This is a genomic window from Frankia umida (genome assembly GCF_023242945.1).
In the GTDB taxonomy this organism is placed as follows: Bacteria; Actinomycetota; Actinomycetes; order Frankiales; family Frankiaceae; genus Frankia; species Frankia umida.
Map to the genome: position 1 here is coordinate 67,412 of NZ_JALKFT010000001.1, position 24,874 is coordinate 92,285.

A 24,874-nucleotide genomic window follows, 5' to 3' on the forward strand; every position below is an offset into this window, starting at 1 on the left:
CGTGTGGGTCAGGAACGGAAGTCGATGGCCAGCCGGTCCGGTGAGCTCAGGCTGACGATCCGGAACTCGGTGGCCCGGGGCAGACCGATGCCGATGTGCACCATGCCCTCGAAGTCCCCGGCGACGGCATAGCTCAGGGCGCCGGTGGAGTCCTGCCCGCTCGCGGCGGTGCGCAGTGTGGACGCGCCCTGGTCGTCATGCGCGGACGCCGAACTCAGTACCAGCTCAAGCTGGGCCTGGCCGACCAGCGGCAACGGCGCTCCCGAGCCAGGTCGGATCACCTCGGTGACATACCGCGCCTGATAGCCGGGCGTCCCGCCGGTGAACTCGACGACCAGACGTTCGTAGCGGACGCCGTTCTCCTCGTTCGGCGCGCTGCGCAGTGACACCACCCGAACGGGCGTGGTCGGTGCCGGAGCCGGAGCCGAAGCGGGCTGGTCGGACCAGCTGCGCGCATCAGAGCGCGCTCCCCCGATCGGACCCCCGGGAACCGCGCTCGAGGTCGCACCCCCACCGGCCGCAGCCCCCGTCGCGGCGCTACCCGGGTCACCGGACCCTGACGGCGACGGGGACACCGACGTCGACACGGCCACCGAAGGTCGCGCGGCGCCATCGGAGCTCGAACCACCGCAGGCGGCCACCAGCGCGGCGACCATCACCAGACCGGCGAGCGGACGCGCTCTCCCGCCGGCGCTCCTGAAATCCGTCCTCCTGGCCATACGCGACGCCCCGCTCTCCACGACCAACGAACGACAGCCAAGGACACAGGTAGACCCGCGACAAAGACTGGGACCGCAGTACATACCCGGTCTGGACGCGGAAAACGGGTAATCGCCTCGGTAAGGACCGATGGTCCCCGACCGCCCATCCAACGCCACCCCGCCAGGTTATGGTGGCGATTGTGCGCGCAGTGGTGATGGATCGGTTCGGCGGGCCGGACGTTCTCACGGTCCGCGAGCTCGCGAATCCGGTTCCCGGCCCCGGTCAGGTACTGGTGGCGGTCGAGTACGCCGGCATCACTTTCGTCGAGACGCAGGTCAGAGCCGGTCGCGGCCCGGCACAGCGCAACCTTCCGGCGTTGCCTCGTGTTCCGGGTAACGGTGTCGGCGGTCGGGTCGTCGCCCTCGGGCCAGACGTCGACCAGGCGCTGGCCGAGGCGCTGGTCGTCACCACGACCGGGGGCGCCGGTGGTTATGCGGAGCTCGCCGTCGCCGACGCGGCCGATCTGATCCTGGTGCCCCCCGCCGTCGAGCTGCCCGACGCGGTGGCGCTGCTGGCCGACGGTCGCACCGCCCTTCTGCTGCACAACCAGGCCGACGTGCGCCCCGGCGAGTCGGTCCTGGTCGAGGCGGCCGGTGGCGGGCTGGGCAGCCTGCTCGTCCAGCTCGCGACGGCCGCCGGTGCCACCGTGATCGGCGCCGCCCGCGGTGACACCAAACGCGAGCTGGTGCTGTCGCTGGGCGCCGCCAGCTACGTCGACTACGCGCGTCCGGGCTGGGCCCGGGAGGTCATCGAGGTCACCGGCGGTACGGGTGTCGACCTGATCCACGACGGTATCGGTGGGGAGATCGGCGCCCAGGCCCTGACCGCCCTGCGACCCGGTGGACGCCTGAGCAGCCACGGGATGGCCAGCGGCAGCTGGACCGAGCCGCCCGCCGACGTGACGGTGATCGCCGGTGCCGCACCGACGCCGGCTCAGCTGCGCACACTCGCCGCGCAGGCTCTCGCGCACGCGGCGGCCGGGCGGCTGCGCCCGATCATCGGCCAGACCTTCCCCCTGGCCGAGGCCGCCGCGGCCCACCAGGCGATCGAGAACCGGGCCACGCTCGGCAAGACCCTCCTCATCCCCTGACACCAGAGCCCGCCACACCAGAGCCCGCCACACCAGAGCCCGCCACACCAAGGCCCGCCACGCCAGAGCCCTGCCACGCCAGAGCCCACCGCCCACGGCACGGCACGGTCTGCCGTGGCGCCCGCGCGGCTACCAGCGAACCGTCGGCCGGTATGGCCCAATGTGCGGGATGGACACGAACCCATGGCGACACCGCCGACGCGAGCTCACCGGTCCCTGCGGCCCGGGACCTTCGGCACCGGTAGTGGCGACGAAAAGTCCGTACACCGCATGTCGAAACGACGCGACGCTGACCCCATGACGATGACGAAGGCCCGGTCGGGCGTGCTCGTATCGATCGGCCCGGTGGCCGACGCGCCACCGCCCTGCCCGTCCGGAGAGGATGGGCTGTGACGGATCTGGATGCGTACGGCAGCGATTCCGTCCTGGATTCCGCCGACCTCGACCGGCTGGTCGACTACTGGAACGCGGCGAACTATCTGACGGTCGCGCAGATCTACCTGCTGGACAATCCGCTGCTGCGCCGGCCGTTGTCCCGTGAGGACGTCAAACCCCGGCTGCTCGGCCACTGGGGCACGTCCCCGGCGCTGAACCTGATCTACGCGCACCTGAACCGGCTGGTCCGGCACAGCGGTCAGGACGTTCTCTACGTCGCGGGTCCGGGTCACGGCGGGCCGGCGCTGGTCGCGAACACGTATCTGGAAGGCACCTATTCGGAGATCTATCCGGGTGTGTCGAAGGACGAGGCGGGGCTGCGGCAGCTGGTGCGGCGTTTCTCCACGCCCGGTGGGATTCCCAGCCACGTCAGCGTTCCGACGCCCGGGTCGATCCACGAGGGTGGCGAGCTTGGTTATGCCCTCATCCACGCCTTCGGCGCGGCCTTCGACCATCCGGACCTGCTGGTCGCGGCGGTGGTCGGGGACGGCGAGGCCGAGACCGGCCCGTTGGAGGGCAGCTGGAAGGGCGTCGACTTCCTCAACCCGGCCCATGATGGGGCCGTCCTGCCGATCCTCAACCTGAACCAGTACAAGATCGCCAATCCGACGGTGCTGGGCCGGCTGCCCCGGCAGCAGGTGACGGCCCTGTTCACCGGCCACGGCTACGACGTGCTGTGGGTGGAGGGCGACGACGTCCCGGCGGTGCACCGGGCGTTCGACGCGGCCCTGCGCACCGCGTACACCCGCATCCGGGAGATCCAGCGGGCGGCCCGGGCGCCGGGGGCGGTCATCACCGAGGCGCCGATCTGGCCGATGATCGTGCTACGGACCCCCAAGGGCTGGACAGGGCCCCACGAGGTGGACGGAATCCTGGTCGAAGGGACGTTCCGGGCCCATCAGGTGCCGCTGGCGCACGTCCGTGACAATCCGGCCCATCTGGCCCAGCTCGAGGCGTGGCTGCGCTCCTACCAGCCGGAGCGGCTGTTCGACAAGGAGGGCGCGCTGATCGCCGAGCTGGCCGCGCTCGCCCCGTCCGGCTCGTCGCGGCTGGGTTCCTCCAGCTACGCCAACGGAGGACGACGCACCGAGGCACTGCGGCTGCGCGACTGGCGAACGTACGCGATCGACGTCGACCCCCAGGCCCGCGGCAGCCAGCTGCACGAACCGACCCGCCGACTCGGTCGGCTGCTGGCCGACGCCTACCGGGACAACCCGAGCACCTTCCGGGTGTTCAGCCCGGACGAGCTGGCCAGTAACCGACTTGACGCCGTGCTCGACGTCTCCGACCGCTGCCTGGTCGCGGCGATCGACCCGCGCGATGACCGGGTCTCACCGAACGGCCGGGTGATGGAGGTCCTGTCCGAGCATCTGTGCCAGGGCTGGCTCGAGGCCTACACGCTCACCGGCCGGCACGGACTGTTCGCCACCTACGAGGCGTTCGCGATGGTGTCGGCGTCCATGCTGATCCAGCACACCAAATGGTTGCAGGAGGCCAGCCGGCTGGCCTGGCGGGCGCCGGTGCCCAGCCTCAACGTCCTGCTGACCAGCACCTGCTGGCGTAACGACCACAACGGTTTCTCCCACCAGGGGCCGGGGCTGCTCGACACCGTCGTCCCGCTCTCCCCCGGGGTGGTGCGCGTCTGGCTGCCACCGGACGCGAACACCCTGCTCTCGGTCGCCGACCACTGCCTGCGCAGCCACGATCACGTCAACCTGATCGTCGCCGACAAGCAGCCGCACCACCAGTACCTCACCGCGGGCGAAGCCGCCGAGCACGCCGCCCGCGGCGGTTCCGTCTGGGACTGGGCCGGCACCGAGAGAACCCTCCGCCGCGACGCCGACATCGTCCTGGCCGGTATCGGTGACGTCCCGACCATGGAGATCCTCGCCGCCGCCGAACTGCTCCACACGTTCGTCCCGGATCTGGCCGTCCGGGTCGTCAACGTCATCGACCTGATGGCGCTGCTGCGCTCCGACCTGCATCCGCACGGTTTCTCCTCGGCGATGTTCCGTGCGCTGTTCACCGATTCGACCGACGTCATCGTCGGTTTCCACGGCTACAGCCGGGGCATCCACCAGCTTCTGCACGGACGGCCGAACGCCGACCGTTTCCACGTCCGGGGTTTCATGGAGCAGGGCACCACGACAACACCGTTCGACATGGTCGTGCGCAACCAGGTCAGCCGCTACCATCTCGCCCAGCTCGCCCTCGAGTTCGCCCGGGTGACCCCGGCCGGCTCCGACCGCCTGGTCAGCTACTGCCAGGACCAGCTCGCCCGCCACCACGCCCACATCATCGAACACTTCGAGGACCTGCCCGAGATCCGCGACTGGACCTGGGCCAACCAGCCGAGCTGACTCACCTGGCCAGCGCGACCCGGACCCCACGGGCTATCTCGATGTCCTCCCGGGCCGCCACGACGAACACCCGGACCGGGGCGTCCGGCACGCCGATCTCGGCGTCACCGCCCCGGTGGCCGGTGTTCCTCGTGGCGTCCACCCGCACCCCCAGGAAACCCAGCCCGGCGGCGGCCCCGGCACGGATCTCGGCCGAGGCCTCACCGATCCCACCGGTGAACACCAGCGCGTCCAGCCCACCCAGCGCGGCGACCATCGCGGCGACCAGCCCGCGCAGCCGATGCTGGTACACCTCCAACGCCAGCCGGGCCGACGGCGACCCCGCCCCGGCCATGGCCAGCACCTGGCGCATATCAGCGCTGCCCGCCAGGCCCAGCAGACCGGACTCGTGCTCGAGCCCGTCACCCACCTCGTCCACGGAAAGCCCCGCCTGGCGCACCAGCCACAGCAACGCGCCGGGATCGACGCTGCCCGACCGGGTGCCCATGACCAGGCCCTCCAACGGCGTGAACCCCATCGTCGTGTCCCGACACACCCCCGCGGCCACCGCCGCCAGCGACCCACCCGACCCCAGATGACACGTCACCACCCAGGGCCGATCACTCCCACCCGACCCACCCGACCCGTCCGACCCGTCCGACCCGTCCAGCCCGTCCAGCCCGTCCAGCCCGTCCAGCCCGTCCAGCCCGTCCGACCCACCCGCGCCGGGTGGGCCGAGCAGCTCGGCCGCACGCCGCGACGCATAGGCGTGCGACAGCCCGTGAAACCCGTACCGGCGGATGCCGTACCGCTCACGCCACCGCGCCGGGATCGCGTACGTCGACGCCGCCGCCGGCAACGAGGCATGAAAAGCGGTGTCGAAACAGGCCACCTGCGCCAACTCCGGCGCCGCCGCCCGCACCACCGCCACCCCCGCCAGCGCCGCCGGCATGTGCAGCGGCGCCAGACTGGTCCGCGCGCGCAGCTCCGCCTCGACACCCGCGTCGATCACTGTCGGACGCAGCAGCGTCGGCCCACCATGGACGAACCGGTGCCCCACCGCCCGCACCCCACCGAACTCCGCCACCTGCGCGAACACACCGTCGAGACGGTCGTCGGCAGCTCGGTCATCGGCCCACAGCAGCCCGCCGGACGGGTCCAGCAGCCGCAGCTTCAGGCTCGACGACCCGGCGTTGACCACCAGCACGTTGGCGATCTCGCCAGGTGGACGCACGCCGCCACCCGGCCGATCACTCGTTCGCCTCGAGGACCGCGAGTCCGACATCCTGCCTCCCTGGACGGACGCCAGCGTGAGCCGACGCGGACGCCGCCATCCCACTGTCACCGAGGCGGCCGGTCCCACCACCGTAACCATGTCCGCTCAGCTGGCGCCGGGGCGAACAAGGCCGGCCTCGTAGGCGGCGATGACAGCCTGCGTTCGATCGCGGGCCCGGAGTTTGGTGAGGATGCTGCTGACGTGGGTCTTGACCGTCTCGTTGCTGATGAACAGCAGGGCGGCGATCTCGGCATTGGCGTGACCGACCGCGAGCAGGCGCAGGACATCGAGCTCGCGCGCGGTGAGCTGGGCGAGCCGGTCGGGTCGCACGCGGGGCCGGACGCGGGCGAACTCGTCGATGAGACGGCGGGTGACCTCCGGTGTGAGCAGGGCGTCGCCGCGGGCGACGACGCGCACGGCGTCGAACAACGTCACCGCCGGGACGTCCTTGAGCAGAAAACCGCTCGCTCCCGCCGACAACGCGTCATAGACGTACTCGTCGAGGTCGAAGGTCGTCAGAACAACCACGCGGGGCGCGGGCGTGAGCGTGGTGGTCAGGAGCCGGGTCGCGGCGATTCCGTCGAGGACGGGCATCCGAACATCCATCAGGACGACGTCCGGCCGCTGTTCGCCGGCGGCGCGAACAGCGTCTCGCCCGTCGCGGGCGGTGCCGACGACCATGATGTCGTCGCGGGTGGCCAGCAGCGCGCGGAAGGCGACCCGGACGATCTCGTCGTCGTCGACGATCAGTACCCGGATCGGTGCCGGCGCGGTCATCGGTCCGGCCGCAGGGGAAGTCGCACGGCGACCGTGAACCCCCCGTCGGGGAGATACTCGTGGCGCAGGGTCCCGCCGACGGCGTCCACCCGTTCGCGCATGCCGAGCAGGCCGAGCCCGGTGCCGGTGGTGGGCCCGGTGCCGGTGGGGGGCCCGACCGAGCCCCGGCAGCCGTTGTGGATCGTCAGGCACAGCAGGTCCGGCGTGTGATCGACCGTGATGTGCACCTCGGCGCCGGGAGCATGGCGGCGGGCGTTCGTGAGGGATTCCTGGATGACCCGGTAGGCGACGAGGTCGGTGTCGGCGGGTATCGGGGTGGCAGCCGCGCTCACCGCGACGGTGACCTCGCCGCCGTGGCCGCGGGTGGCCGCGACGAGCGCGTCGAGGCGGTCGAGACCTGGGCGAGGCTCGAGCGCCGGTTCGGACCGGCCGGTGGCATGACCGTCAGGCGCCGGAACCGGGGAACGGATCACGGTGAGAATGCGTCGCATCTCGGCGAGCGCGGCGCGGGCGGAATCACCGATCTCCGCGAATCGGGTGCCGGCGAGTTCGGGCAGGTCGGGTGTCGTGTACCGGGCGGTCTCGGCCTGGATGGCGATATGCGAGATGTGGTGGGCGACGACATCGTGGAGCTCACGCGCGATGGCGGTGCGGTCGGCCAGCAGCAGGTGCTCGTGCACCGTCGAAAGGTGCGCCGTGGCGAGCGCCTGGTGTTGCGCGATGATGGTGCTTCGGTCGCGCAGGAGCCGGCCGAAGCCGAGTGCGGCGACGACCACGGCGAACAGCAGATAGGTCGCGGCACCCGGTTCGTCATCGGTGAACGGCGTCACGGCGTTGACGAGAAACAAACCGCCGCACAGGCAGATCTCCGGCGCCGTCAGCCGGTAGGCGGCCACCCCGCACACGACCAGCAGACCGGTTCCGGCCGCGACCGGCATCGGCCCGGCCTGCGGAAAGAACCACCCCAGTGCCGCGAACACGACCAGCACCGCTGCCACGCGGGGCAGCTGGACGACGAACGCGACAGGCACGACGATCATGATCGACATCAGGAAACGGTCGTCGAATCCCGCCTGGGCCGCCGCCGCGATCAGCAGAACCCCCGCCGCGGCGACCCACACCCATGGCCTGGCCAGGACACGGATCAGCCAGCCCTCGAACCGGCCGACGCTGGCGGGCAGAACTCGTCCGTTCATCGCCGACCAGTCTGCCCGCTCGGCCGGCGGCGTCGCATCCCTCCCGCGAGGGAGGTCGACAATCGCTCCCGCGCGGGATTCACCGTCGGCGTGGCCGTCCCTAGCGTCCGACCCATGCGATCCGATCCCACCGCACCCGATCTGGCGTTCACGTCGTTGACCAAACGGTTCGGCGCCGTTGTCGCCCTTGACGATGTCACGTTCACGGCGCCACCCGGCACTGTCACCGCGCTCGTCGGCCCGAACGGCTCCGGCAAGACGACCCTGATGCGGGTCGCGCTCGGACTCGCCACCCCCACCTCGGGCCAGGCGCTGGTCGCCGGCCGACGCTACCGGCATCTTGACGAGCCGCTCACCCGAATCGGTGCGCTGCTCGACGCCTGCGCCCTGAACCCCGGGCTGACCGGCCGCACTCACCTGCGCTGGCTGGCCGCTGCGGGCGGCGTTCCCGCGGCCCGCGCCGATGCGCTGCTCGAGCAGGTCGGGCTGGGCGCGGCCGCCCGGCGTCGGGTCGGCGGCTGGTCGCTCGGGATGAAGCAGCGGCTCGGTCTTGCGGTAGCCCTGCTCGGTGACCCTCCGGTCCTGATGCTCGACGAACCGATGAACGGACTCGACCCCGAGGGCATGGCCTGGTTCCGTGGCCTGGTGCGCGGCCTTCGCGCCGAAGGTCGCAGCATCCTGCTGTCCTCGCACCTGATGCGAGAGCTGGAGGGCATCGCCGACCGGGTCGTGGTCCTCAACCGCGGCCGGATCGTCGCCGACACCAGCATGGCCTCACTGCTGGCGGACGGCCCCGACACCGGCGACCGTCCCGGCCTCGAGAACGCCTACCTCCGTCTGCTCACCGCACCCGCGCAGGTCAGGTCATGACCGCGACCACGGCTTCGGCCACGGCTTCGGCGCGGCTTCCTCGTCCCAGCGTTGCCCGGGCGGAATGGATCAAGCTCGTCGGCAGTCGCGGGACCCTCACCGCCCTCGCCCTGCTCGCCGTCCTTCCCGTCGCCTTCGCCGCGCTCGTCGTCGCCAACACCCCCTCGACCGACCCACCGGGCGTGCCCGGCGACGACGACATCGTCGCCAACACCCTCGTCGGGGTGCTCGTCGCCGTGATCATCGCCGCCGTCGTGGGGGCGAACGCGATCGGCAACGAACAACGATCGGGCATGATCTGCACCAGCTACACCGCGACCCCGCGTCGCCACCGCGTGATCCTCACCAAGGCGTCCATCGCCGCGCTGACCACGCTCGCCGTCGGTGTCGCCTCGTCCTGGGCGTCCTACCTCGTGGCCCGCCCGCTGCAACGGCGCCAGGGCTACGTCGCCCCCAGCTACCCCGAACCCGACCTGCTCAGCGGCCCACCGCTACGCGCGGTCCTCGGCACCGGTCTGCTCATCACGACGGTCGCCCTGTTCGCCGTCGGTGTCGCCACAATCGTGCGGCGAGCCTCGATCGCGATCCCACTGGTGGTCGCCGCGGTCATCCTGCCCGGCCTGCTCTCCTCCAGCGACAGCGTCCAACGGTTCGCCCAACGGTGGACGCCCTTCGCCGGCTTCGCCATCCAGCACACCGTCCAGCGTCCCGACTACTACGCCGGCCCCTGGCAGGGCCTTGGCATCACCGCTGCCTACGCCGCACTCGCACTCGCGGGCGGCCTCGTGGTCGCCAACCGACGCGATGCCTGACGCCGCGAGCCCGTGAAAGCCATCCCGGACCTCGCGACGAGGCGCCGACCGTCCTCGCTGCGGGTGTCGCGCTCGGCCGGTGACCTGGGTCAGTCACCGGCCGAGCGCGGGGCCCTGCCCTGCTTGTGGTGCGTTACTTCGGAGGATCCGCCCTACGTCTGGTCAGGCTTCGTGGCCAGCGCGGGCGTGGGAGCCGGAGCCGGAGCCGGGGCTGGGGCTGGGGCCGGGGCTGGCGCTGGGGCCGGGGTCCCGGAGGTGGTCCAGGTGATCGTGACCTCTCCGTTGCCGCCGTTGACCGTGCCGGAGTTGACCCCGGTCGTCAGCACCGGGTTCACGATGCTCGACGCGGCGAACGAGCTGCCACCCGCGCCACCACCACCGGCGCCACCGCCACCACCGAAGGTGCCGCCACCACCGGAGCCGCCGCCGCCACCGAAGTAGCCGCCACCCGCGCCACCACCCGCGCCACCACCCGAGGTGGTGGCGTTCGGGTCCGCACAGGCCGGGGTGTACACCCCGTTACAGGGCCGGTTCCCGGCCCCGCCGGTCCCACCGGCCCCGGAAGCGCCGTCAGTACCGTCGCCACCGCAGCGCGGATCGATCAACGGGTCACCCACCGGCGGGTTGCCCGTGCCATGACGGCATCCGTTCAGCCCGCCGCTGCCGCCGACGGTCCGCGTGCCGGCCTTGCCCGGGATGCCGGCGTTGCCACCGTCCACGAGCGCCCCGCCGTCGGCACCGGCGTCGCCACCGGCCCCGCCGAGCGCGTTGCCCTGACCGCCGACACCGCCGCCACCACCGCCACCACCGGCGACCAGCACCCGGGTGGACAGGTCACAGGCGAGCGTGGCGCATCCGGCCGTGGCCAGGCGGACGTCGGAGGAACCGCCGCCGCCGGAGCCGTTACCGCCGTTGAACGCGGTTCCGCCGTTGGCACCGGAACCGTCACCGGGCCCACCTGGCACACCGGCGTTGGCCCCGCCGAACCCACCGAGCGCGCCCGATCCGCCGGACGGACCGTTGCTCATTCCGCCCGAGCGGGACGCCGCGGTCGCGTCGGCGCCCTTACCGGCCACGTCCACCTGCAGCACCTGGCCGCTCGTCAGACCCGTCACTGTTCCGGATGCCTGGCCACCACTGCCACCGGGACGTCCGGTGATGTCCCCCGCCGGGGACGGATGCGCCTCGTCACCGGCGACGAAGTAGTGCCCACCCTGGGCGCCGGTCACGGTGATCTCGACCGAGTCCACACCCGCGGGCACCGTGAAGGTGTCCGAGCCGACCGTGTGATAGGTGCAGGTCGTACCGGACTGCGCGCCGGTGTTCCCGCACACCGGCCCGGCCGGTACGGTCCGCGCTGGGGCGATCGCGATTCCCACCGGTCGGTCACCGACCGAGATGGGGCTTGCGGGGTTGTTGGTGGCCACGTCGATCGGCGTCACCGTGCTGCTGTCACGGTTGACGGCGTAGGCGGCCACGCCATCCGGTGTGATCGCGATGGCGAACGGCTCGACACCCCCCGTCGGAACAGTGGCACCAGGGGTGTTGGTGGCCACATCGATCGGCGTCACCACATTGTCACGCTCATTGGTGACGTAGAGGGTCTTTCCATCGGGTGTGATCGCGATGCCGACCGGACGGTCGCTGACCGGAATGGCTTTCCCGGGCGCGTTGGTGGCCACGTCGATCGGCGTCACCGTGGCGCTGCCGGCGTTGGCGTTGTCGGTGACGTACACGGTCTTTCCGTCCGGTGTGACCGTGACCCACTGCGGGTTGTTCCCGGCGGGAATCGGGGTGCCCGCGGTGTTGGTGGCCACGTCGATCGGCGTCACCGTGTTGCTCGCGGCGTTGGCGACGTAGGCGGTCCGACCATTGGGCGTGATCACGATGCCGTGCGCGTCGTCACCCACCGGGATGCGGGCACCAGGCGTGCTGGTGGCCACGTCGATCGGCGTCACGTCACGGCTGAGGTTGTCCACGACGTAGACGGTCTTTCCGTTCGGAGTCACGGCGACCCCGAACGGCACCTGACCGACCGGGATCGGGGTGCGGGTGGTGTTGGTGGCCACGTCGATCGGCGTCACCGTGTTGTCGGCCTGGTTCGTCACATAGACGGTCCTGCCGTCAGGTGTGACCGTGATCCCTCGGGGGTGCGCGCCGACCGGGATCGGAGTGCCCGCGGTGTTGGTGGTCACGTCGATCGGCGTCACCGTGTTACCGAAGTTGTTGATCACGTACGCGGTGGCCGGGGCCGGCTTCGTGCCCGGACCCTGCGTCGGCCCCGACGTCGACGTCGGAGTCGGGGACGTCGGCGACGCGGAGGGACTCGTCGACGGCGTGGGACTGGGAGACGCGGAGGTACCCCAGGAGATGATGACCTGGCCGTTTCCGGTGTTGACGGTCCCGGTGTTGACACCGCTGGTCAGCACGGCGGAGGTCACCGTCGCGGCGGAGAAGGAACTGCCGCCACCGCCACCGGCACCGGCACCGCCGCCACCGATGCTGGTGCCACCGCCGCCCGAACCGCCACCGCCACCGAAGTAGCCGCCACCGCCACCGCCACCGGCGCCACCGCCGGACTCCGTGTCATCGGGGTTGCGGCAGGGCGGGTTGTGCTCACCCAGACAGGCCTGGTTTCCCACACCGCCGACGCCGCCCCTGCCCGCGGCACCGTCAGCGCCGTCACCGCCGAAACGCGGATCGGTGGGATCGGGAGGCGGCGGCGTCGCGTGCCGTCCGGGATTGAGACCCGCGGCCCCACCCGCGGTCTGGCTGCCGCCACCCCCGGGAGCCCCCGGATGGCCGCCGTCGATGAGGGCACTACCAGCGGCACCGCTGGCACCGCCACCAGCACCGCCCGCGCCGGGCAGCGCGTAGCCCTGGCCTCCGGTGCCGCCACCGCCGCCACCGCCCGCGCCGACCAGCACGCGATCCGACAGACCGCATGTCAACGCCGCGCAGCCGGCGGTAGCGATCCGTACATCCGAGGAACCGCCGCCACCGGAGCCGTTGCCACCGTTGTTGCTCGCGGTCCCACCCTCGGATCCGCCGGCGTCGCCCTTACCGCCGGTCACGCCACCGTTGGAGCCGCCGAACCCGCCCACGGCACCCTGCCCACCGGACGGCCCGTTGTTCTTTCCGCCCGAGCGACTGGCGGCGGTGCCGTCGGCCCCCTTACCGGCGACATCGACCTGCAGTACCCGACCCGCCGGCAGACCCGTGATCGTGCCGGACGCCTGGCCGCCGCCCCCACCGGCACGGCCGGTGACGTCTCCCACCGGCGATCCGCCATGGGCGGCGTCACCGGCGACGAAATAGCGGCCGCCCTGGGCGCCGACCGCCGTGATCTGCACCCACCGTGCGCCCGTGGGCATCGTGAAGGTGTCCGACCCGACCGTGTTGTAGGTGCACGTCGTCCCGCTGAGAACGCCCGACGTCCCGCACGGCGACGGTGACGTGGGTCCGCAGCCGGCCAGTCCCAGGCTCAGCGCCATCCCCAGCACCGAACCGGACCACGCGAACACATGGCTTCTTCTTCTGACGTGCGGTCCCCAGCGACGTTGCATTGGCGATCCAGACAAAATAGTCAACACCGAGCACTCTCTTGGCCATGCGCCCTGAAATCAGAGATCCAGGGGCCCTGAACTGTTTTTCGCCAGGTTCTTCGAGGAACGTGCCGAAACTCTGGATGCGCCGGGCGATCGCTTCGGTGCGCGATATCGCTCTGGTCGGCGCGGTAACCGGTACGGGGTGAATGCCCGCGTCCCCGTCCCGTGCGGTGTCAATCGCAGGCTGGCGGTCGCGTCATCAGGCGCGGATCGGCTTCTCCGGCGGCCGCCCAGAGTCAGGAGGCGGTAGCAGGCCAGTCGGCGCACGATCCCTGCCACGGTCGGGAAACCAACCGGTGGACGATCCGTTCCACCGGTTCGAACGGTGTGTCGTCAGGCGGCGAGGTGTCGGGCGACCCATGCCCTCGGTGCCGGGCCGCCCCCGAACCGCGTGTTCCAGGTGCTCTCAGACGCCGTCGTCAGCGCACAGCGCCCAGGCCTCCGAGTAGGTGCTCGGCGAGCTCATACCCCCGGTGTGGGTGAAGGCCGTCCAGTACGCGGCCGTGGTGGTCCCGTCGCTGACCGGATTACCACTCGCGTCGCTGGGGAAGCTTCCGTTGAGGTGGTCGCCGCCCGAGCCTGGTCCGGTGAAGTCGGTCGTGGTCACGCTGCCGCCGCTGATGGCGGCGCCCCCGCTGATCAGCTTCCCGTCCGTGCTGGGGCAGTTGACCGTCACCTTCTTGCCCGTGCTCCCCGTGGTCGGGCCGCTCGCCTCGCTGTAACGCACCTTCACGGTGACACCACTGATGTTGATGCCGCTTCCGCTGCAGATCGCGTAGGCATAGGTCTCATTGGTGCTGTTGGTGCCGTTGGCCCATCCGACGGCGGTCCAGGAGTCGGGATTGGTCTCGCCATCGGCCGCGGCCTTCAGACCGAAGTCGTGCGCCGAGTTGTTGAAGGTCGGAAAACTCGCGATCGGCTTGAAGTCGCCGACGCTGGCCGGCGTGGTACGCGCACCGCCGCCGAGCAGGATCGTGTTCGCCGGGCAGGTGGCGGTGACCCGCCCCACCGTCGTCGCGGCAGTGGGTGCGTTGGTCTTGTTCATGACCACCTGGGTGTGACTGATCAGGTTACTGGTGAAACACACCGCGTAGGGGGTCGTGGAGAAGGCGCTCTCGGCCTGGCCGCCGCTTCCACCGATCCCGAGCCAGTGGGTCACGTCGGTGCCGACGACCCCGGTGGAACCGGTGTATTCGGCGGTGCCGTTGGAGCTGGGCGAGGTACCCATCACATGGTTGCCGTTGCCGGTACCGGTGGCCTGGTTGATCCCACCACCGGAGATCAGGCCGCTACCGCAGTCCGCGTGGGTCGAGATCTCGGAGTTCGCGGTCGCGGGACCGCTGGTGGCGCCAGGTGACTTCACCGTCACGGCCACGGTATTGGCGTACGCCGCGGTCGGGAAGGCCACGCCCAGCGCGGCACCCAGGACAAGGACCGTTCCCGCTGTGCGCACACGCACGGACAGATGTGCTCTCACGTCAACCTTTGCGTCAGGGGCGCGATGCGGGCAGACGCGCCCATTCACACCGGGAAGACAATTTCTGAGGTGGGAACGCAGGCTGTGCGACGCTGCACAGGTTCCGCAGATGCGGAGCTATCGCGATAAACGATCCGCATCCACGTCGAACTTCTAGTCCTTGTGCCGCTCCGTGTCAAGAAGATTCAAGATCGGAAATATCCTCGATCTTGCCGTCACGGACCGAATCGGGCGCTGGCCACTGGTTGCGCGGCCGCCCGGGAAAGATCGCCGCGGGAGCCTGACCGTCGACCGCGCCAGGATCAGTGACGTGTAGCCCGCCGGCCGATTCACCCCGACCAGCCGACTCGGGTCGAGCCGGACGTCCCCGCCCCAGCGGGTATTTCGATCGCGCAACGTAACGCTCACGAACACGCCTGACGCGCCGTCCGGGAACAGGGAAGCAGCTTCCCTGCCCGCGGCTCCCGGCACCGATGCCCCGTCGGAGCTCGATGATCGACTGAAGCTCGCCGGGCCCGGCGGGAGCCCCGCGGACGAACCCGCCGGAGCCTCGGCCTGCTCCACGTCAGGTATCGTCAGAGGACTGGCCGGTGTGGCGCAATTGGCAGCGCTCTCGACTTGTAATCGAGGGGTTAGGGGTTCGAGTCCCCTCGCCGGCTCCACATCGATGGCCTCTGAGCCGCGGTCTTGCCGCCTCTGTGCGGTGCTGTCGAGGTCATGGGCGAGTCTCCCCCAGCCGGCCGAGACCGCCTGACCTCTCCCGCTGAACGGCTTCCCGTCACCGCGCGGTTCAGGCGGATGCCGCCCCGTTCACGGTGGTCGGACGGCTGTGGGCGCGGGCAGCGAGGTCACGGCAGACCACGGCGAGGTCGAGGCCGGCGGCGGCGAGGGCCAGCGGCCAGGTGCTCGTCTCGGTCATCCCCGGGGCGACGTTGACCTCCAGGAACTGTGGTGTTCCGGTCGCATCGACAATCATGTCGGTGCGGGAGAGGTCCCGCAGGCCAAGGGCCTGATGCGCGAGGAGGGCGGTCCGCGCGGCGGCATCCAGGACCGCGGGGGCAAGCCGGGCGGGGGTGTAGAAGTTCGTGGCCCCGGCAGTGTAGCGGGCGGCGTAGTCGTAGGCACGGCCCGCGGCCGGTTCGATCTCCACCGCCGGGAGCGCGACCGGCCCGTCGCCGGTGTCCACGACACCGACCGCGATCTCCATGCCGGCCACGGCCTGCTCGACGAGTGCGCAGTCGTGGTAACCGAAGCAGGCCATCAGGGCCTCGGCGACCTCGCCGGCACCCTCGACCCGGCTCACGCCGAACGACGATCCACCCGCCCGCGGTTTCACGACCAGCGGCAGGCCGAGGCGGGCGACGATCCGTTCGATGAGCGCCGCGGCGCCAAGGTCGTGGAACGCCTCCCGCGGCAGTGTCACCGACGCCGGGGTCGCGATCCCCCGGTCGGCGACGGCGGCCTTCGCGGTGGCCTTGTCGAACGCCACGCGGCAGGCCGCCGGCACCGCTCCCACGTACGGCAGGTCGTAGAGGTCGAGGACCTCGCGGATCGTGCCGTCCTCCCCGGAGGTGCCGTGCAGGACCGGGAACACCACCGCCGGCCGCTCGGCCGCCAGCGCCGGCAACGTGTCGGCGTCGACGTCCACCAGCTCGGCATCGACTCCGATCGAGACCAACGCGTCCCGCAGCCGGCCGCCGGAACGCAGCGACACCTCCCGCTCCGGCGACAGTCCGCCCGCGAGGATCAGCACTCGGCCCAGATCAGTCATCGTCGCATCCTCCACACCGGTCACGGCCATGTCAGCAGATCAGGAACGGCCAGCAGATCAGGAACGGCCAGCGGGTCAGGAACGGCCAGCGGGTCAGGAACGGCCAGCGGGTCAGGAACGGAAGGTGTCACGCAACGCCAGCTCATCGCGTACCACCCGGGCCAGGCGTTCCACTCCTTCGCGGACGCGGTCCGCCGGGGGGTAGCAGTACGACAACCGCATGCTGGTCCCACCCGACCCGTCGGCGTAGAACCCACGGCCCGGTACGTAGGCGACGCGAGCCGCGATCGCGCGTGCCAGCATCGCCTTCGTGTCCACCCCGTCGGGCAGGGTGAGCCAGACGAAGAACCCGCCGTCCGGCCGGGTCCAGCTCGTCCCCGCCGGCATCTGCTCGGCCAACGTCCCCAGCATCGCGTCGCGGCGCTCCCGGTACAGCTCCCGCAGCCCCTTCAGCTGCTCCGCCCACGGCTGGGTCGCCAGATACCGCTCCACCGCCAACTGGGTGAACATCGACTGCGACAGAATCGCGGACTCGGCCGCCAGCACCAGTCGTGCCGTCACCGCGGGCGGGGCCAACGCCCAGCCCACCCGCAGACCCGGGGCCAACGTCTTCGAGAACGAACCCAGATACACCACGTCCTCCGGGGCGTCGGCGCGCATCGCCCGCGTCGGCGCTCCGGTGAACGACAGCAGCCCGTACGGGTTGTCCTCCACCACCAGCACCCCGGCCCGCCGGCACAGCTCCACCACCTCGCCCCGCCGCGACGGCGTCAGGGTGATCCCAGCCGGGTTCTGGAAGGTCGGCACCGTGTACAGCAGCTTCACCCGCGCGCCGTCCGCCGCCAGCCGCGCCAGGGTCTGCGCCAACGCGGCCGGCGACAGGCCCTCGTCGTCCATCGGTACGTGCACGACCCGCGCCTGGTAGGCGGCGAACGTGTTGATCGCCGTCACGTACGTCGGGCCCTCGGTCAGCACCACATCCCCGGGATCGACGAACACCCGGGTCAGCAGATCCAACGCCTGCTGCGAACCGGCCGTCACCACCACACTGTCGGGATGGGCGTCGGTGATGCCCTCAAGCGCCATCACGTCGCAGATCCGCGCCCGCAGCTCCGGATCGCCCTGCGCCGACCCGTACTGCAATGCCACCGCACCCCGACGGGTCACCACGTCGGCTACCGTCGCCGCGACCGCTTCCATCGGCAACGCGTCCACCGCCGGCATCCCCCCGGCCAGCGACACGATCTCCGGACGCGATGCCACCGCGAACAGCGCCCGTACCTCGCTCGCGATCATTCCCCGCGCGCGCTCGGCATACCGATCCCGCCACCGATCCAGGCTCACGACCCGCGACACTACCCGCGGTACCCACACCACAGCACACCGATATCCACATCCGGTCTCGACGACCACGGTGCCCCCAGAGGCCACCAACCCGAGCAGCAGCCGGCCGCCGGTATCGGCCGTGCGCCGAGCGCCGCACCCGGCCGGTTTCGGTCGAACACAAAGCCCTGCGCCTGTGCCAGGGCGACGAGTGGACGCAGCTGGACTTCGCTCGTCACCACCGGGAGCATCAACGTTGCGAGCTCTTCCAGCGCGGCGCGATCGTGGCTGTGGGCAAGGAAAGCGCCAGCCTCGGAAGCGTAGGTGAGGCGGTCTGCGAGAGCGGGGGCCCGCGTGCCGACCAGGAGTTCGGCTGCGCCCTCCCAGAAGCAGCCGTTCGGAATCCCACTTCGCGTGGCCGGTGACCGTTTCGCCGTCGCCCGAGACCCGGACCTGCCGCACCGGGCGGCTGATGAAGTGTGCGGATCAGCTGGCTGTCGTGAACCGTGCGGGTCGGCATCCGACCAGCTCGGGTGACTCGACTCCACCGATCAGCTCCTGGACCACCAGTCGGCCTATCAGCGGGGCAAGGGTCACGCCGGAGTGCATGACAGCCAGGTAGAGCCCTTGCACACCTGGAATCGGGCCGATGATCGGTGCTCCGTCCGCGGGCATCGGACGCTGACCAACGGATATCCGGTCCAGGCGGATATCCGCCGCGTGATGGAAGGTGGCTCGGATCTTCTGCGCGCTTCGGCGGGCGATCCCGGCCAGAGCCTCCTCGGAGACATCGGTACCGCATGCCGCCGGGACCAGCAACTGCCCGCTCCGGTTCTGGCGAACTTCGAGCGAAGGTCCGTCTATCAGGGCTTTCACCAGGCCTCGCGGTGCGTCGAAACGCAGCAGAACCGCCGCGGAGGCGGTAACGGGTACCGGTACGCCGAACGGCTCACACAGGCGGGGAACTCCGGTCCCGGCCGCCACGACCACGGTGTCCGCCGGCATGAACCCAACGGAGGTTTCCACCCCCACCACTCGGGTTCCCCTGGTACGCAGGCCCGTGGCGCGAACACCGAGCCGCACCTGCGCACCGCTGCCGCAGGCCGACTGGAGAAGCGCCGTCGTGACGGCGAGCGGGTCGACGGCGCCATCTCCCGGATGCCAGACCGCCCGGGCCGGTGGCTCACGCAGATTCGGCTCCACCACGGCCACCTCCACCACAGCCACCTCGGCCGCGGTGAGAACCTCCGATCCGTCATCGGTCCGGGTCACATCGGGCTGGGTGTGCGGCTGGTCTCGCCAGGACAGCGAACCCGTCCACTGAACGTGCACTCCGGCGAGTTCGTCCTGCAACTGGTGCCATTGCGGCAGGGCACCCCCGCGTAGCGCCATCATGCCGCCAGGCCACTGTCCCCAGGCGCCGATCCAGGCGAACGAACTTCCGGTCGCGTTGGAAGCGCCCGGTGACCGGCCGGCGTCCAGCACGGTTACCGCGGTCGCGCGCCGGGCAGCGCGGGACGCGATCGCCGCACCGACAATGCCCGCACCGACGACCACCAGACGCACGGCTCACCTCCGAGGACATCTGTGATTCGACCAGCTGCGGTCCGTCCCAGGATGGCCTTTGACCGTCAGCGTGGGATCGTACGGGTGGGGCTGGGAAAGGTGTTTTCGCGCCGGGCCGAAAAAACGGGCTTCTCGTGCCTGCCAGGCGATCCGGAAGGGGTGCCGTGAGCGTTCGTGGCATGTGGGTGTGGGGCGTCGCGCTGACGGCGATGGCCGGATGCGGCGCCGCGGGCAAGGGTGGTGGTGGGGCTGCGCCGCCGTCGAATCCGGGTGCCACGACGGTAGGCCCGGTGGCAGCGTTCGGGCGCCCCACGGAGGTCGCCGCGTTCGTCTCCACGTTCCGGGCGCTGTACCCGGCACTGGCGCAGGGTCGATCGGACGAGGCCCTCGGCGCGGACGTGATCCAGGTGTGCCAGCACGATCTGCGTGACCCGTCGACAGGCCGACGTTCAGCGCACGGCGAGGCGGTCGCCCTCCAGCGCATACCGGGCAGGTTCGAGCGCGACGGCATCACGGTCGACCTGACCACCGCACGGACGATTCTGGCTGTGGCCCAGGGCACCGCGTGCGGCCCGGTCGAGGTCAAAGGAAGCTAGCCGGCCGAGGAAGCCAGCCGGGTCGAGGCGGTCCCGGCCGCCTCGGGAGAGATCGGTCTCGCCTCGGGAGAGATCGGTCCCGAAGCCGGGTGGGGAGTGCGCTAGCGGGGCAGGCGGACGACGAGTTCGACGCGGCGGTCGAAACGCTGACCCTCCGGGTCGGGGGAACCGTCCGGGTTGGTCTCCTCGGCCAGGGGACGCGAGCTGCCCAGGCCGACGGAGGTGACCGAGGCCGCGCGCACCCCGTGGTCGAGGAGGTACTGCCGGACGACGGCGGCTCGGCGTTCCGAGAGGGCCTGGTTGGCACCGGCCGTGCCCGTCGCGTCGGTGTGGCCACGGATCTGGATGTCTCCGCCGGCGTAACGCGTGTTGATCAGCCTGATGGTCGCGTCCATCGTGTCGGTGCTGCCGATGACGGAGCTGCCGGTCTCGAACAGGGCGTCGCTGTTGAAGACCAGAACGAAGACCTCCCGGCCGGCCTCGTCGGTCGCGGCGAGGTTCTCGGCCGAGATCCCGGTGAGGTCGACGTCGTCGGGTCCGGGCAGTCGGTACAGCGAATCCGGGACCAGCCTGGTGCCGTCCTCCGGGGTGTGCGCGTAGCCGCTGACGTCCCCGCAGGGCAGGCGCAGGACGAGTCCCGCGCCGTAATCCCGGGTGCCGCAGGTGGGGTCGGGTGTTCCGTCCCCGGTGATGTCATGCAGACCCGGGGTGGCTCCGGGCGGCAACGTCGAGGAGGGCTGATCACCGGTCGGCGTGCCGGTCGCGGGTCGGGGGGTCGCGGTGCTGGCTGGCCGGGCCTGGGGCGAGGGCGTGCCGCCGGCGGACCCGGACGTGCCCGCGCAGCCGCCGACGAGCAGTGTGCCGACGGTCGCGGTGACCAGCAGCGTCACCATTCCTGTTCGCGTCATGCGCTCCCCCACCGTGGACGGCTGGGACGCTACCGCCGGCCGACCCGCGGGCGGTCACAGTGCCAGATAGCCGACAGAGAACCACCAGCTCAGACGGATCGCCCAGAGCATCCCGCGCCGCCGTACCCACACCACAGCACGCCATCCCGCCATGCCATGCCGCCACGCCACGCCATCCCGCCACGCCACTCCACGCCACGCCGCCACGCCACGCCACGCCACGCCACGCCGCCACGCCACGCCACGCCACGCCACGCCACGCCTGAGTGCCGCGGCGCCGCGCAGCCAGGTCACCATGAAATGAACGCTGGCTACCCAACAATGGAAAAAGTTCGCGGCATGTCGGTGTCGAACGGCCGCGCTGCGCGAAGAGGTCGGCGCGGACGGCATCGAACAGTGCATCATGGCTGATATGGGGACGGAAGAACCAGCGCAGAGCGCCTGGTCGCGAGTGGACACCAGCGTGCCGCACAGCGCTCGGGTCTGGAACTACTGGCTCGGCGGTAAGGACAACTTCCCCGCTGACCGGGAGCTCGGCGACAAGGTCTACGAGGTGTACCCGGACATCGTGCGGGTCGCCCGGGCGCAGCGGGAGTTCCTGGTCCGGGCGATCACGCACCTGGCCGGCGAGGTGGGCATCCGCCAGTTCCTGGACATCGGCACCGGCCTGCCGACCGCGGACAACACCCACGAGGTCGCGCAGCGGATCGCGCCGGACTCCCGCATCGTCTACGTGGACAACGACCCGCTGGTGCTGGTGCACGCCCGAGCGCTGCTGACCAGCGCACCCGGCGGGGCCACCGCCTATGTCGACGCCGACGTCCGCGACCCCGAGAAGATCCTCGCCGGGGCCGCCAAGATCCTGGACTTCAACGAGCCGGTCGCGCTGGTCATGTTCGGCATCGTGGGCAACGTCGCAGACAACGACGAGGCCTCGAGCATCGTGACCCGTCTGCTCGACGCGGTCCGCCCGGGCAGCTATCTCGCCCTCAACGACGGCACCCACGGCGAGGACGTCGACAAGGCCATCGAGATCACCCAGGCCGACGGGCATCCGTACAACCTGCGGACGCCCGAGCAGGTCACGTCCTTCTTCGACGGTCTCGCGGTCGTCGAGCCGGGTGTTGTCTCGACTCCGCTGTGGCGTCCCCCGGCCGGGTCCGCGCCCGAGCCGCTGTTCATCTACGGCGGGGTGGGCCGCAAGCCCTAGCGTTGCAAGGTCAACTTTCGCTGCTGGCCTGCGGGCGAGAAGCTGCCCACGCACAGTCGGAATTCCCGTCACCGTGCTGCCCGCTGTGCCCTGGCCACCCCGCGGCGCACATCGACATGAGCCGGAAATGTACCGTAAACACGATGCTCCGGATCTTTCGTGGTAAGGACGGACGGCGGCTCACCGTGTCGGCGCTGCTGATGGTGGTCCTCGGGTTCTGCTCCGTCGTCGTGGGCGGTCTCGGCCGGCCCGAACCTCACGACGTCGATGCGTCCACGCAGGTCGACAGTCCCTCCCGGACGCCCGATCCGGCCACGTCCAGCCCCGGTCTGGCCGTCGCCCTCGGCAACCGCCTTGATGCCGCGGACGGTCCGAGTGCCACCACCAGGCCGGATGCGGCCGGCGGTCGCGGTGGTACGAGCGGTGGCGGTGGCGGTGCTGTGGGGTCGACGGCGGCGGCGGGAAAAGGCGGAACGTCCGCCGGGTCCGCTGGAAGCGGACGGTCAGCCGCGGGGCTGAGTGTCGCCGCGGCGGCCTGCGTCGCGGCTCGGGCGGGCGGGTTGGGTGTTGAGGGGCAGGCCGGGCAGGTCGTCATGGTCGGGGTGCCCATCACCGAGGCGCGGGCGGCCGTCGACGTCGTCCGGCGCTCCCGCCTTGGTGGGGTGTTCCTGGCCGGACGTTCCACCCAGCCCGCGTCCGAGCTGGGTACGGATCTGCGCGCCGTGCAGGACGCGGCGCGGCGCGATGTCGGCATCGCCCTGCACATCGCGGTGGATCAGGAGGGTGGCCAGGTCCAGACGCTGTCGGGGGCAGGTTTCGAGCGCATCCCGAACGCCGTCGAACAGGGCCGTTGGGATGCGTCCGACCTGCGGGAACGTACCGCGAGCTGGGCACGCGCCCTGGCCGGCGCCGGGGTGACACTGGACCTGGCGCCGGTCGCCGACACCGTCGCCGCGGGTACCGCCCGGGCCAACCCGCCGATCGGCGTGTCCCAGCGCAACTTCGGCACCGACCCGGGCGGCGTCGCCGCGGCGCTGGGCGTCGTCATCCCCGCGATGCAGGACAGTGGCCTGCTGGCCACGGCCAAGCACTTCCCGGGGCTCGGCCGGGTGCACGCCAACACCGACACGTCCACCGAGGCCGTGGACGACGTGGCGGACCCGTCCGACCCGAACCTGGAGCCGTTTCGCACCGCGATCTCCGCCGATACCGCGGCGATGATGGTGTCGCTGGCCCGCTACCCGCGGCTTGACCCGGCCGCGTTGGCGGTGTTCTCCCAGCCGATCATCACCGGTCTGCTGCGTGGGCAGCTGGGGTTCCGCGGCCTGGTGATGTCCGACGACCTGGGGGCGGCGGTCGCCGTCGGGTCGGTGCCGGTGGGGGAACGGGCCGTGCGCTTCATCGCGGCCGGCGGGGACCTGGCACTGTCGGTACGCGGCGCCGATGGTGTGACGATGAGTACGGCGCTGGCCGCGGCGGCCCACCGCGACCCGACCTTCGCCCACCGTCTCGCCGAGGCCGCCACCGCCGTCCTCACCAGCAAGGCCCGAGCAGGCCTGCTCACCTGCGACGGGACGCCCTGACCCCCGCTCCCCCGCGATCCCCGCTCCCCCGCGATCCCCGCTTCCCCGCCATCAGCCAGCCCGGTCAGGAGAAGGCGAGTTCCTCGAGGACGGCGGGATCGGTGACGTCGTGGCCGGCGGCGATCGCCTCGGCGTAGCGGCGGGCGTTCTGGGCGTCGAGGTCGTCGAAACTGCTCCCGCGCTTCCAGTAGGCCGCGGCGTGCAGCTGGGTGCGGTCCACCCCCAGCTCGTCGAGCAGGAGGCGCCGGATCGCCCGGACCTCTCCGGCTTCGGAGGCCACCCAGCCCGCCGCCACACCGGACGGGCGCGGCAACCCACCCACCGCGTCGACCAGGCCACCGGCGGGCACCCAGCGGACGTCGTCTCCCGGGCGCGCGGGCAGCAGCGGCTGATCCCCCGCCACCGCGCCGCTGATCACCACGGTGGCGGACTGGTCGGGCGACAACGCGGTCAGGATGGCCGCGACCGCCGGCAGACCGCTGAGGTCGGCGAGAAGGAGCACCGTGTCGGCCACCCGCGCGGCGATCGGCCCCGGGACGAACTCGACCCGCATACCGATCAGCTCGGCGGTGCCACCGTCGGCGGCGCCGTCAAGCCAGCGGGCCGTAAGCCCACCATGATGGACGTGTGCGTCGAAGACCAGTCGGTTCGCCGCCGGATCGAACGACCGCACGGTGAACGCCCGCGACACCCCCGGGTCGACCGCACCGGCGGCCGACCCGGCCACCGGCTCCTCGACCCCACCGGGGAACAGCCGGAACGCGTCGGCAGGAAGCTGCTCGGTGTACCCGGCGAAACCGTCAGCGACCAGCGTCACCCGCTGGAAGGACGGCGAGACCACAGCGGCGGATTCGACCCGCACCGGGCAGCGCAGGAACCGCCCCGGCCGCTCGACCGACAGCGCTCGCACAGCCGCCTTCAGGTTCGTCATGCCGCGGCCACCCGTTCCGGACGGCGGCGATGATGGCCCCCACGAAGCCGACCGCGCCTGACGACCTGATCGTTCACGACGACTCCCCAGGTAGGTAAGGTTTACCTACAGTACGAGGGTGTTCCGCGCGGGTCAACGAACCCGCTGGCCGGTGCGCCCGCCGGTCTCGCCCCCGGCTTCCTGCGCGCGAACCTGTTCTCGCGTACCGCGATGCACGTTCTGCCCTCGGTTCGCCCCGGCCTGGACAACGACCTCGCCGACAAGCTCGAGCGTCTCGAACATGTCGTGCCGCGCGCGCAGGCCGTCCCCGAGGCACGGCTGTACGCGTTCGGGCAGCGGTGTGG

Annotated in this window: 19 protein-coding genes, 1 tRNA gene and 1 pseudogene; 9 read left to right on the top strand and 12 right to left on the bottom strand. The window is 71.2% G+C overall.

Annotation, left to right across the window (positions count from 1 at the left end):
- Nucleotides 1-8: 8 nt before the first annotated feature.
- Entirely contained in the window at nucleotides 9-389 is a 381-nt protein-coding gene (locus MXD59_RS00245; RefSeq protein ID WP_163550855.1) for an AMIN-like domain-containing (lipo)protein, read from the bottom strand.
- A gap of 512 nt (nucleotides 390-901) precedes the next feature.
- Here MXD59_RS00245 and MXD59_RS00250 point away from each other — a divergent pair.
- Both MXD59_RS00250 and MXD59_RS00255 read left to right on the top strand, forming a co-directional pair.
- Entirely contained in the window at nucleotides 902-1,852 is a 951-nt protein-coding gene (locus MXD59_RS00250) for a zinc-binding dehydrogenase (protein ID WP_248822936.1), read from the top strand.
- Between the two features lie 389 nt (nucleotides 1,853-2,241).
- On the top strand, nucleotides 2,242-4,647 hold the full coding sequence (locus MXD59_RS00255) for a phosphoketolase family protein (RefSeq protein ID WP_248822937.1): 2,406 nt from the start codon (nucleotides 2,242-2,244) through the stop codon (nucleotides 4,645-4,647).
- A gap of 1 nt (nucleotide 4,648) precedes the next feature.
- Here the strand turns inward: MXD59_RS00255 and MXD59_RS00260 are convergent, their stop codons facing one another.
- The 3 genes from MXD59_RS00260 to MXD59_RS00270 form a co-directional block, all read right to left on the bottom strand.
- The gene (locus MXD59_RS00260) at nucleotides 4,649-5,860 is read right to left on the bottom strand and encodes an acetate/propionate family kinase (protein WP_248822938.1); all 1,212 of its coding nucleotides are present in this window, start codon (nucleotides 5,858-5,860) and stop codon (nucleotides 4,649-4,651) included.
- Between the two features lie 147 nt (nucleotides 5,861-6,007).
- Entirely contained in the window at nucleotides 6,008-6,679 is a 672-nt protein-coding gene (locus MXD59_RS00265; RefSeq protein ID WP_248811436.1) for a response regulator transcription factor, read from the bottom strand.
- Nucleotides 6,676-7,875, bottom strand: a complete 1,200-nt coding sequence (locus MXD59_RS00270; protein ID WP_248822939.1) for a sensor histidine kinase — start codon at nucleotides 7,873-7,875, stop codon at nucleotides 6,676-6,678. The genes MXD59_RS00265 and MXD59_RS00270 overlap by 4 nt, the downstream gene beginning before the upstream one ends.
- A 114-nt stretch (nucleotides 7,876-7,989) precedes the next feature.
- Here MXD59_RS00270 and MXD59_RS00275 point away from each other — a divergent pair, with 114 nt between their 5' ends.
- Complete coding sequence (locus MXD59_RS00275) at nucleotides 7,990-8,745, top strand: ABC transporter ATP-binding protein (RefSeq protein ID WP_248822940.1); 756 nt, start codon at nucleotides 7,990-7,992, stop codon at nucleotides 8,743-8,745.
- The gene (locus tag MXD59_RS00280) at nucleotides 8,742-9,557 is read left to right on the top strand and encodes a hypothetical protein (protein ID WP_248822941.1); all 816 of its coding nucleotides are present in this window, start codon (nucleotides 8,742-8,744) and stop codon (nucleotides 9,555-9,557) included. Before MXD59_RS00275 ends, MXD59_RS00280 begins: the two co-directional genes overlap by 4 nt.
- A gap of 152 nt (nucleotides 9,558-9,709) precedes the next feature.
- On the opposite strand, the gene MXD59_RS26205 is transcribed toward MXD59_RS00280, so the two are convergent.
- Together MXD59_RS26205 and MXD59_RS00290 are read right to left on the bottom strand one after the other, a co-directional pair.
- Nucleotides 9,710-13,081: a beta-propeller fold lactonase family protein gene (locus MXD59_RS26205; protein ID WP_308301608.1), complete on the bottom strand. Its 3,372-nt coding sequence runs from the start codon at nucleotides 13,079-13,081 to the stop codon at nucleotides 9,710-9,712.
- A gap of 490 nt (nucleotides 13,082-13,571) precedes the next feature.
- Nucleotides 13,572-14,624 carry a hypothetical protein gene (locus MXD59_RS00290; RefSeq protein ID WP_248822942.1) on the bottom strand — a complete coding sequence of 351 codons (1,053 nt, stop codon included), beginning with the start codon at nucleotides 14,622-14,624 and terminating at the stop codon, nucleotides 13,572-13,574.
- Between the two features lie 604 nt (nucleotides 14,625-15,228).
- Here MXD59_RS00290 and MXD59_RS00295 point away from each other — a divergent pair.
- Nucleotides 15,229-15,304, top strand: a tRNA-Thr gene (locus MXD59_RS00295).
- Between the two features lie 128 nt (nucleotides 15,305-15,432).
- On the opposite strand, the gene MXD59_RS00300 is transcribed toward MXD59_RS00295, so the two are convergent.
- The 4 genes from MXD59_RS00300 to MXD59_RS00310 all read right to left on the bottom strand — a co-directional run bounded on the left by MXD59_RS00300 (nucleotide 15,433) and on the right by MXD59_RS00310 (nucleotide 19,302).
- Entirely contained in the window at nucleotides 15,433-16,413 is a 981-nt protein-coding gene (locus MXD59_RS00300) for a D-alanine--D-alanine ligase family protein (protein WP_248822943.1), read from the bottom strand.
- Between the two features lie 111 nt (nucleotides 16,414-16,524).
- The gene (locus MXD59_RS00305) at nucleotides 16,525-17,709 is read right to left on the bottom strand and encodes an aminotransferase-like domain-containing protein (protein ID WP_248823216.1); all 1,185 of its coding nucleotides are present in this window, start codon (nucleotides 17,707-17,709) and stop codon (nucleotides 16,525-16,527) included.
- Between the two features lie 59 nt (nucleotides 17,710-17,768).
- Nucleotides 17,769-18,284 carry an Imm51 family immunity protein gene (locus tag MXD59_RS27170; protein WP_372511834.1) on the bottom strand — a complete coding sequence of 172 codons (516 nt, stop codon included), beginning with the start codon at nucleotides 18,282-18,284 and terminating at the stop codon, nucleotides 17,769-17,771.
- Nucleotides 18,223-19,302: an NAD(P)/FAD-dependent oxidoreductase gene (locus tag MXD59_RS00310; protein WP_248822944.1), complete on the bottom strand. Its 1,080-nt coding sequence runs from the start codon at nucleotides 19,300-19,302 to the stop codon at nucleotides 18,223-18,225. Before MXD59_RS00310 ends, MXD59_RS27170 begins: the two co-directional genes overlap by 62 nt.
- 164 nt (nucleotides 19,303-19,466) lie before the next feature.
- On the opposite strand from MXD59_RS00310, the gene MXD59_RS00315 reads away from it, so the two are divergent.
- Nucleotides 19,467-19,898, top strand: coding sequence for a hypothetical protein (locus MXD59_RS00315; protein WP_248822945.1), 432 nt, complete (start codon nucleotides 19,467-19,469; stop codon nucleotides 19,896-19,898).
- A 101-nt stretch (nucleotides 19,899-19,999) separates the two neighbouring features.
- Here the strand turns inward: MXD59_RS00315 and MXD59_RS00320 are convergent, their stop codons facing one another.
- Complete coding sequence (locus tag MXD59_RS00320) at nucleotides 20,000-20,806, bottom strand: OmpA family protein (protein WP_248822946.1); 807 nt, start codon at nucleotides 20,804-20,806, stop codon at nucleotides 20,000-20,002.
- Nucleotides 20,807-21,209: 403 nt separating this feature from the next.
- Between MXD59_RS00320 and MXD59_RS00325 the strand changes: the two genes are divergently transcribed.
- Both MXD59_RS00325 and MXD59_RS00330 read left to right on the top strand, forming a co-directional pair.
- Nucleotides 21,210-22,016, top strand: a complete 807-nt coding sequence (locus MXD59_RS00325; protein WP_248822947.1) for an SAM-dependent methyltransferase — start codon at nucleotides 21,210-21,212, stop codon at nucleotides 22,014-22,016.
- A gap of 143 nt (nucleotides 22,017-22,159) precedes the next feature.
- Nucleotides 22,160-23,599, top strand: a complete 1,440-nt coding sequence (locus tag MXD59_RS00330) for a glycoside hydrolase family 3 N-terminal domain-containing protein (RefSeq protein ID WP_248822948.1) — start codon at nucleotides 22,160-22,162, stop codon at nucleotides 23,597-23,599.
- A 64-nt stretch (nucleotides 23,600-23,663) separates the two neighbouring features.
- Here the strand turns inward: MXD59_RS00330 and MXD59_RS00335 are convergent, their stop codons facing one another.
- Nucleotides 23,664-24,530 carry a siderophore-interacting protein gene (locus MXD59_RS00335; RefSeq protein ID WP_248822949.1) on the bottom strand — a complete coding sequence of 289 codons (867 nt, stop codon included), beginning with the start codon at nucleotides 24,528-24,530 and terminating at the stop codon, nucleotides 23,664-23,666.
- Between the two features lie 144 nt (nucleotides 24,531-24,674).
- On the opposite strand from MXD59_RS00335, the pseudogene MXD59_RS26815 reads away from it, so the two are divergent.
- Nucleotides 24,675-24,869: pseudogene (locus MXD59_RS26815) on the top strand (DUF2278 family protein); the annotation flags it as partial.
- Nucleotides 24,870-24,874: the final 5 nt, after the last annotated feature.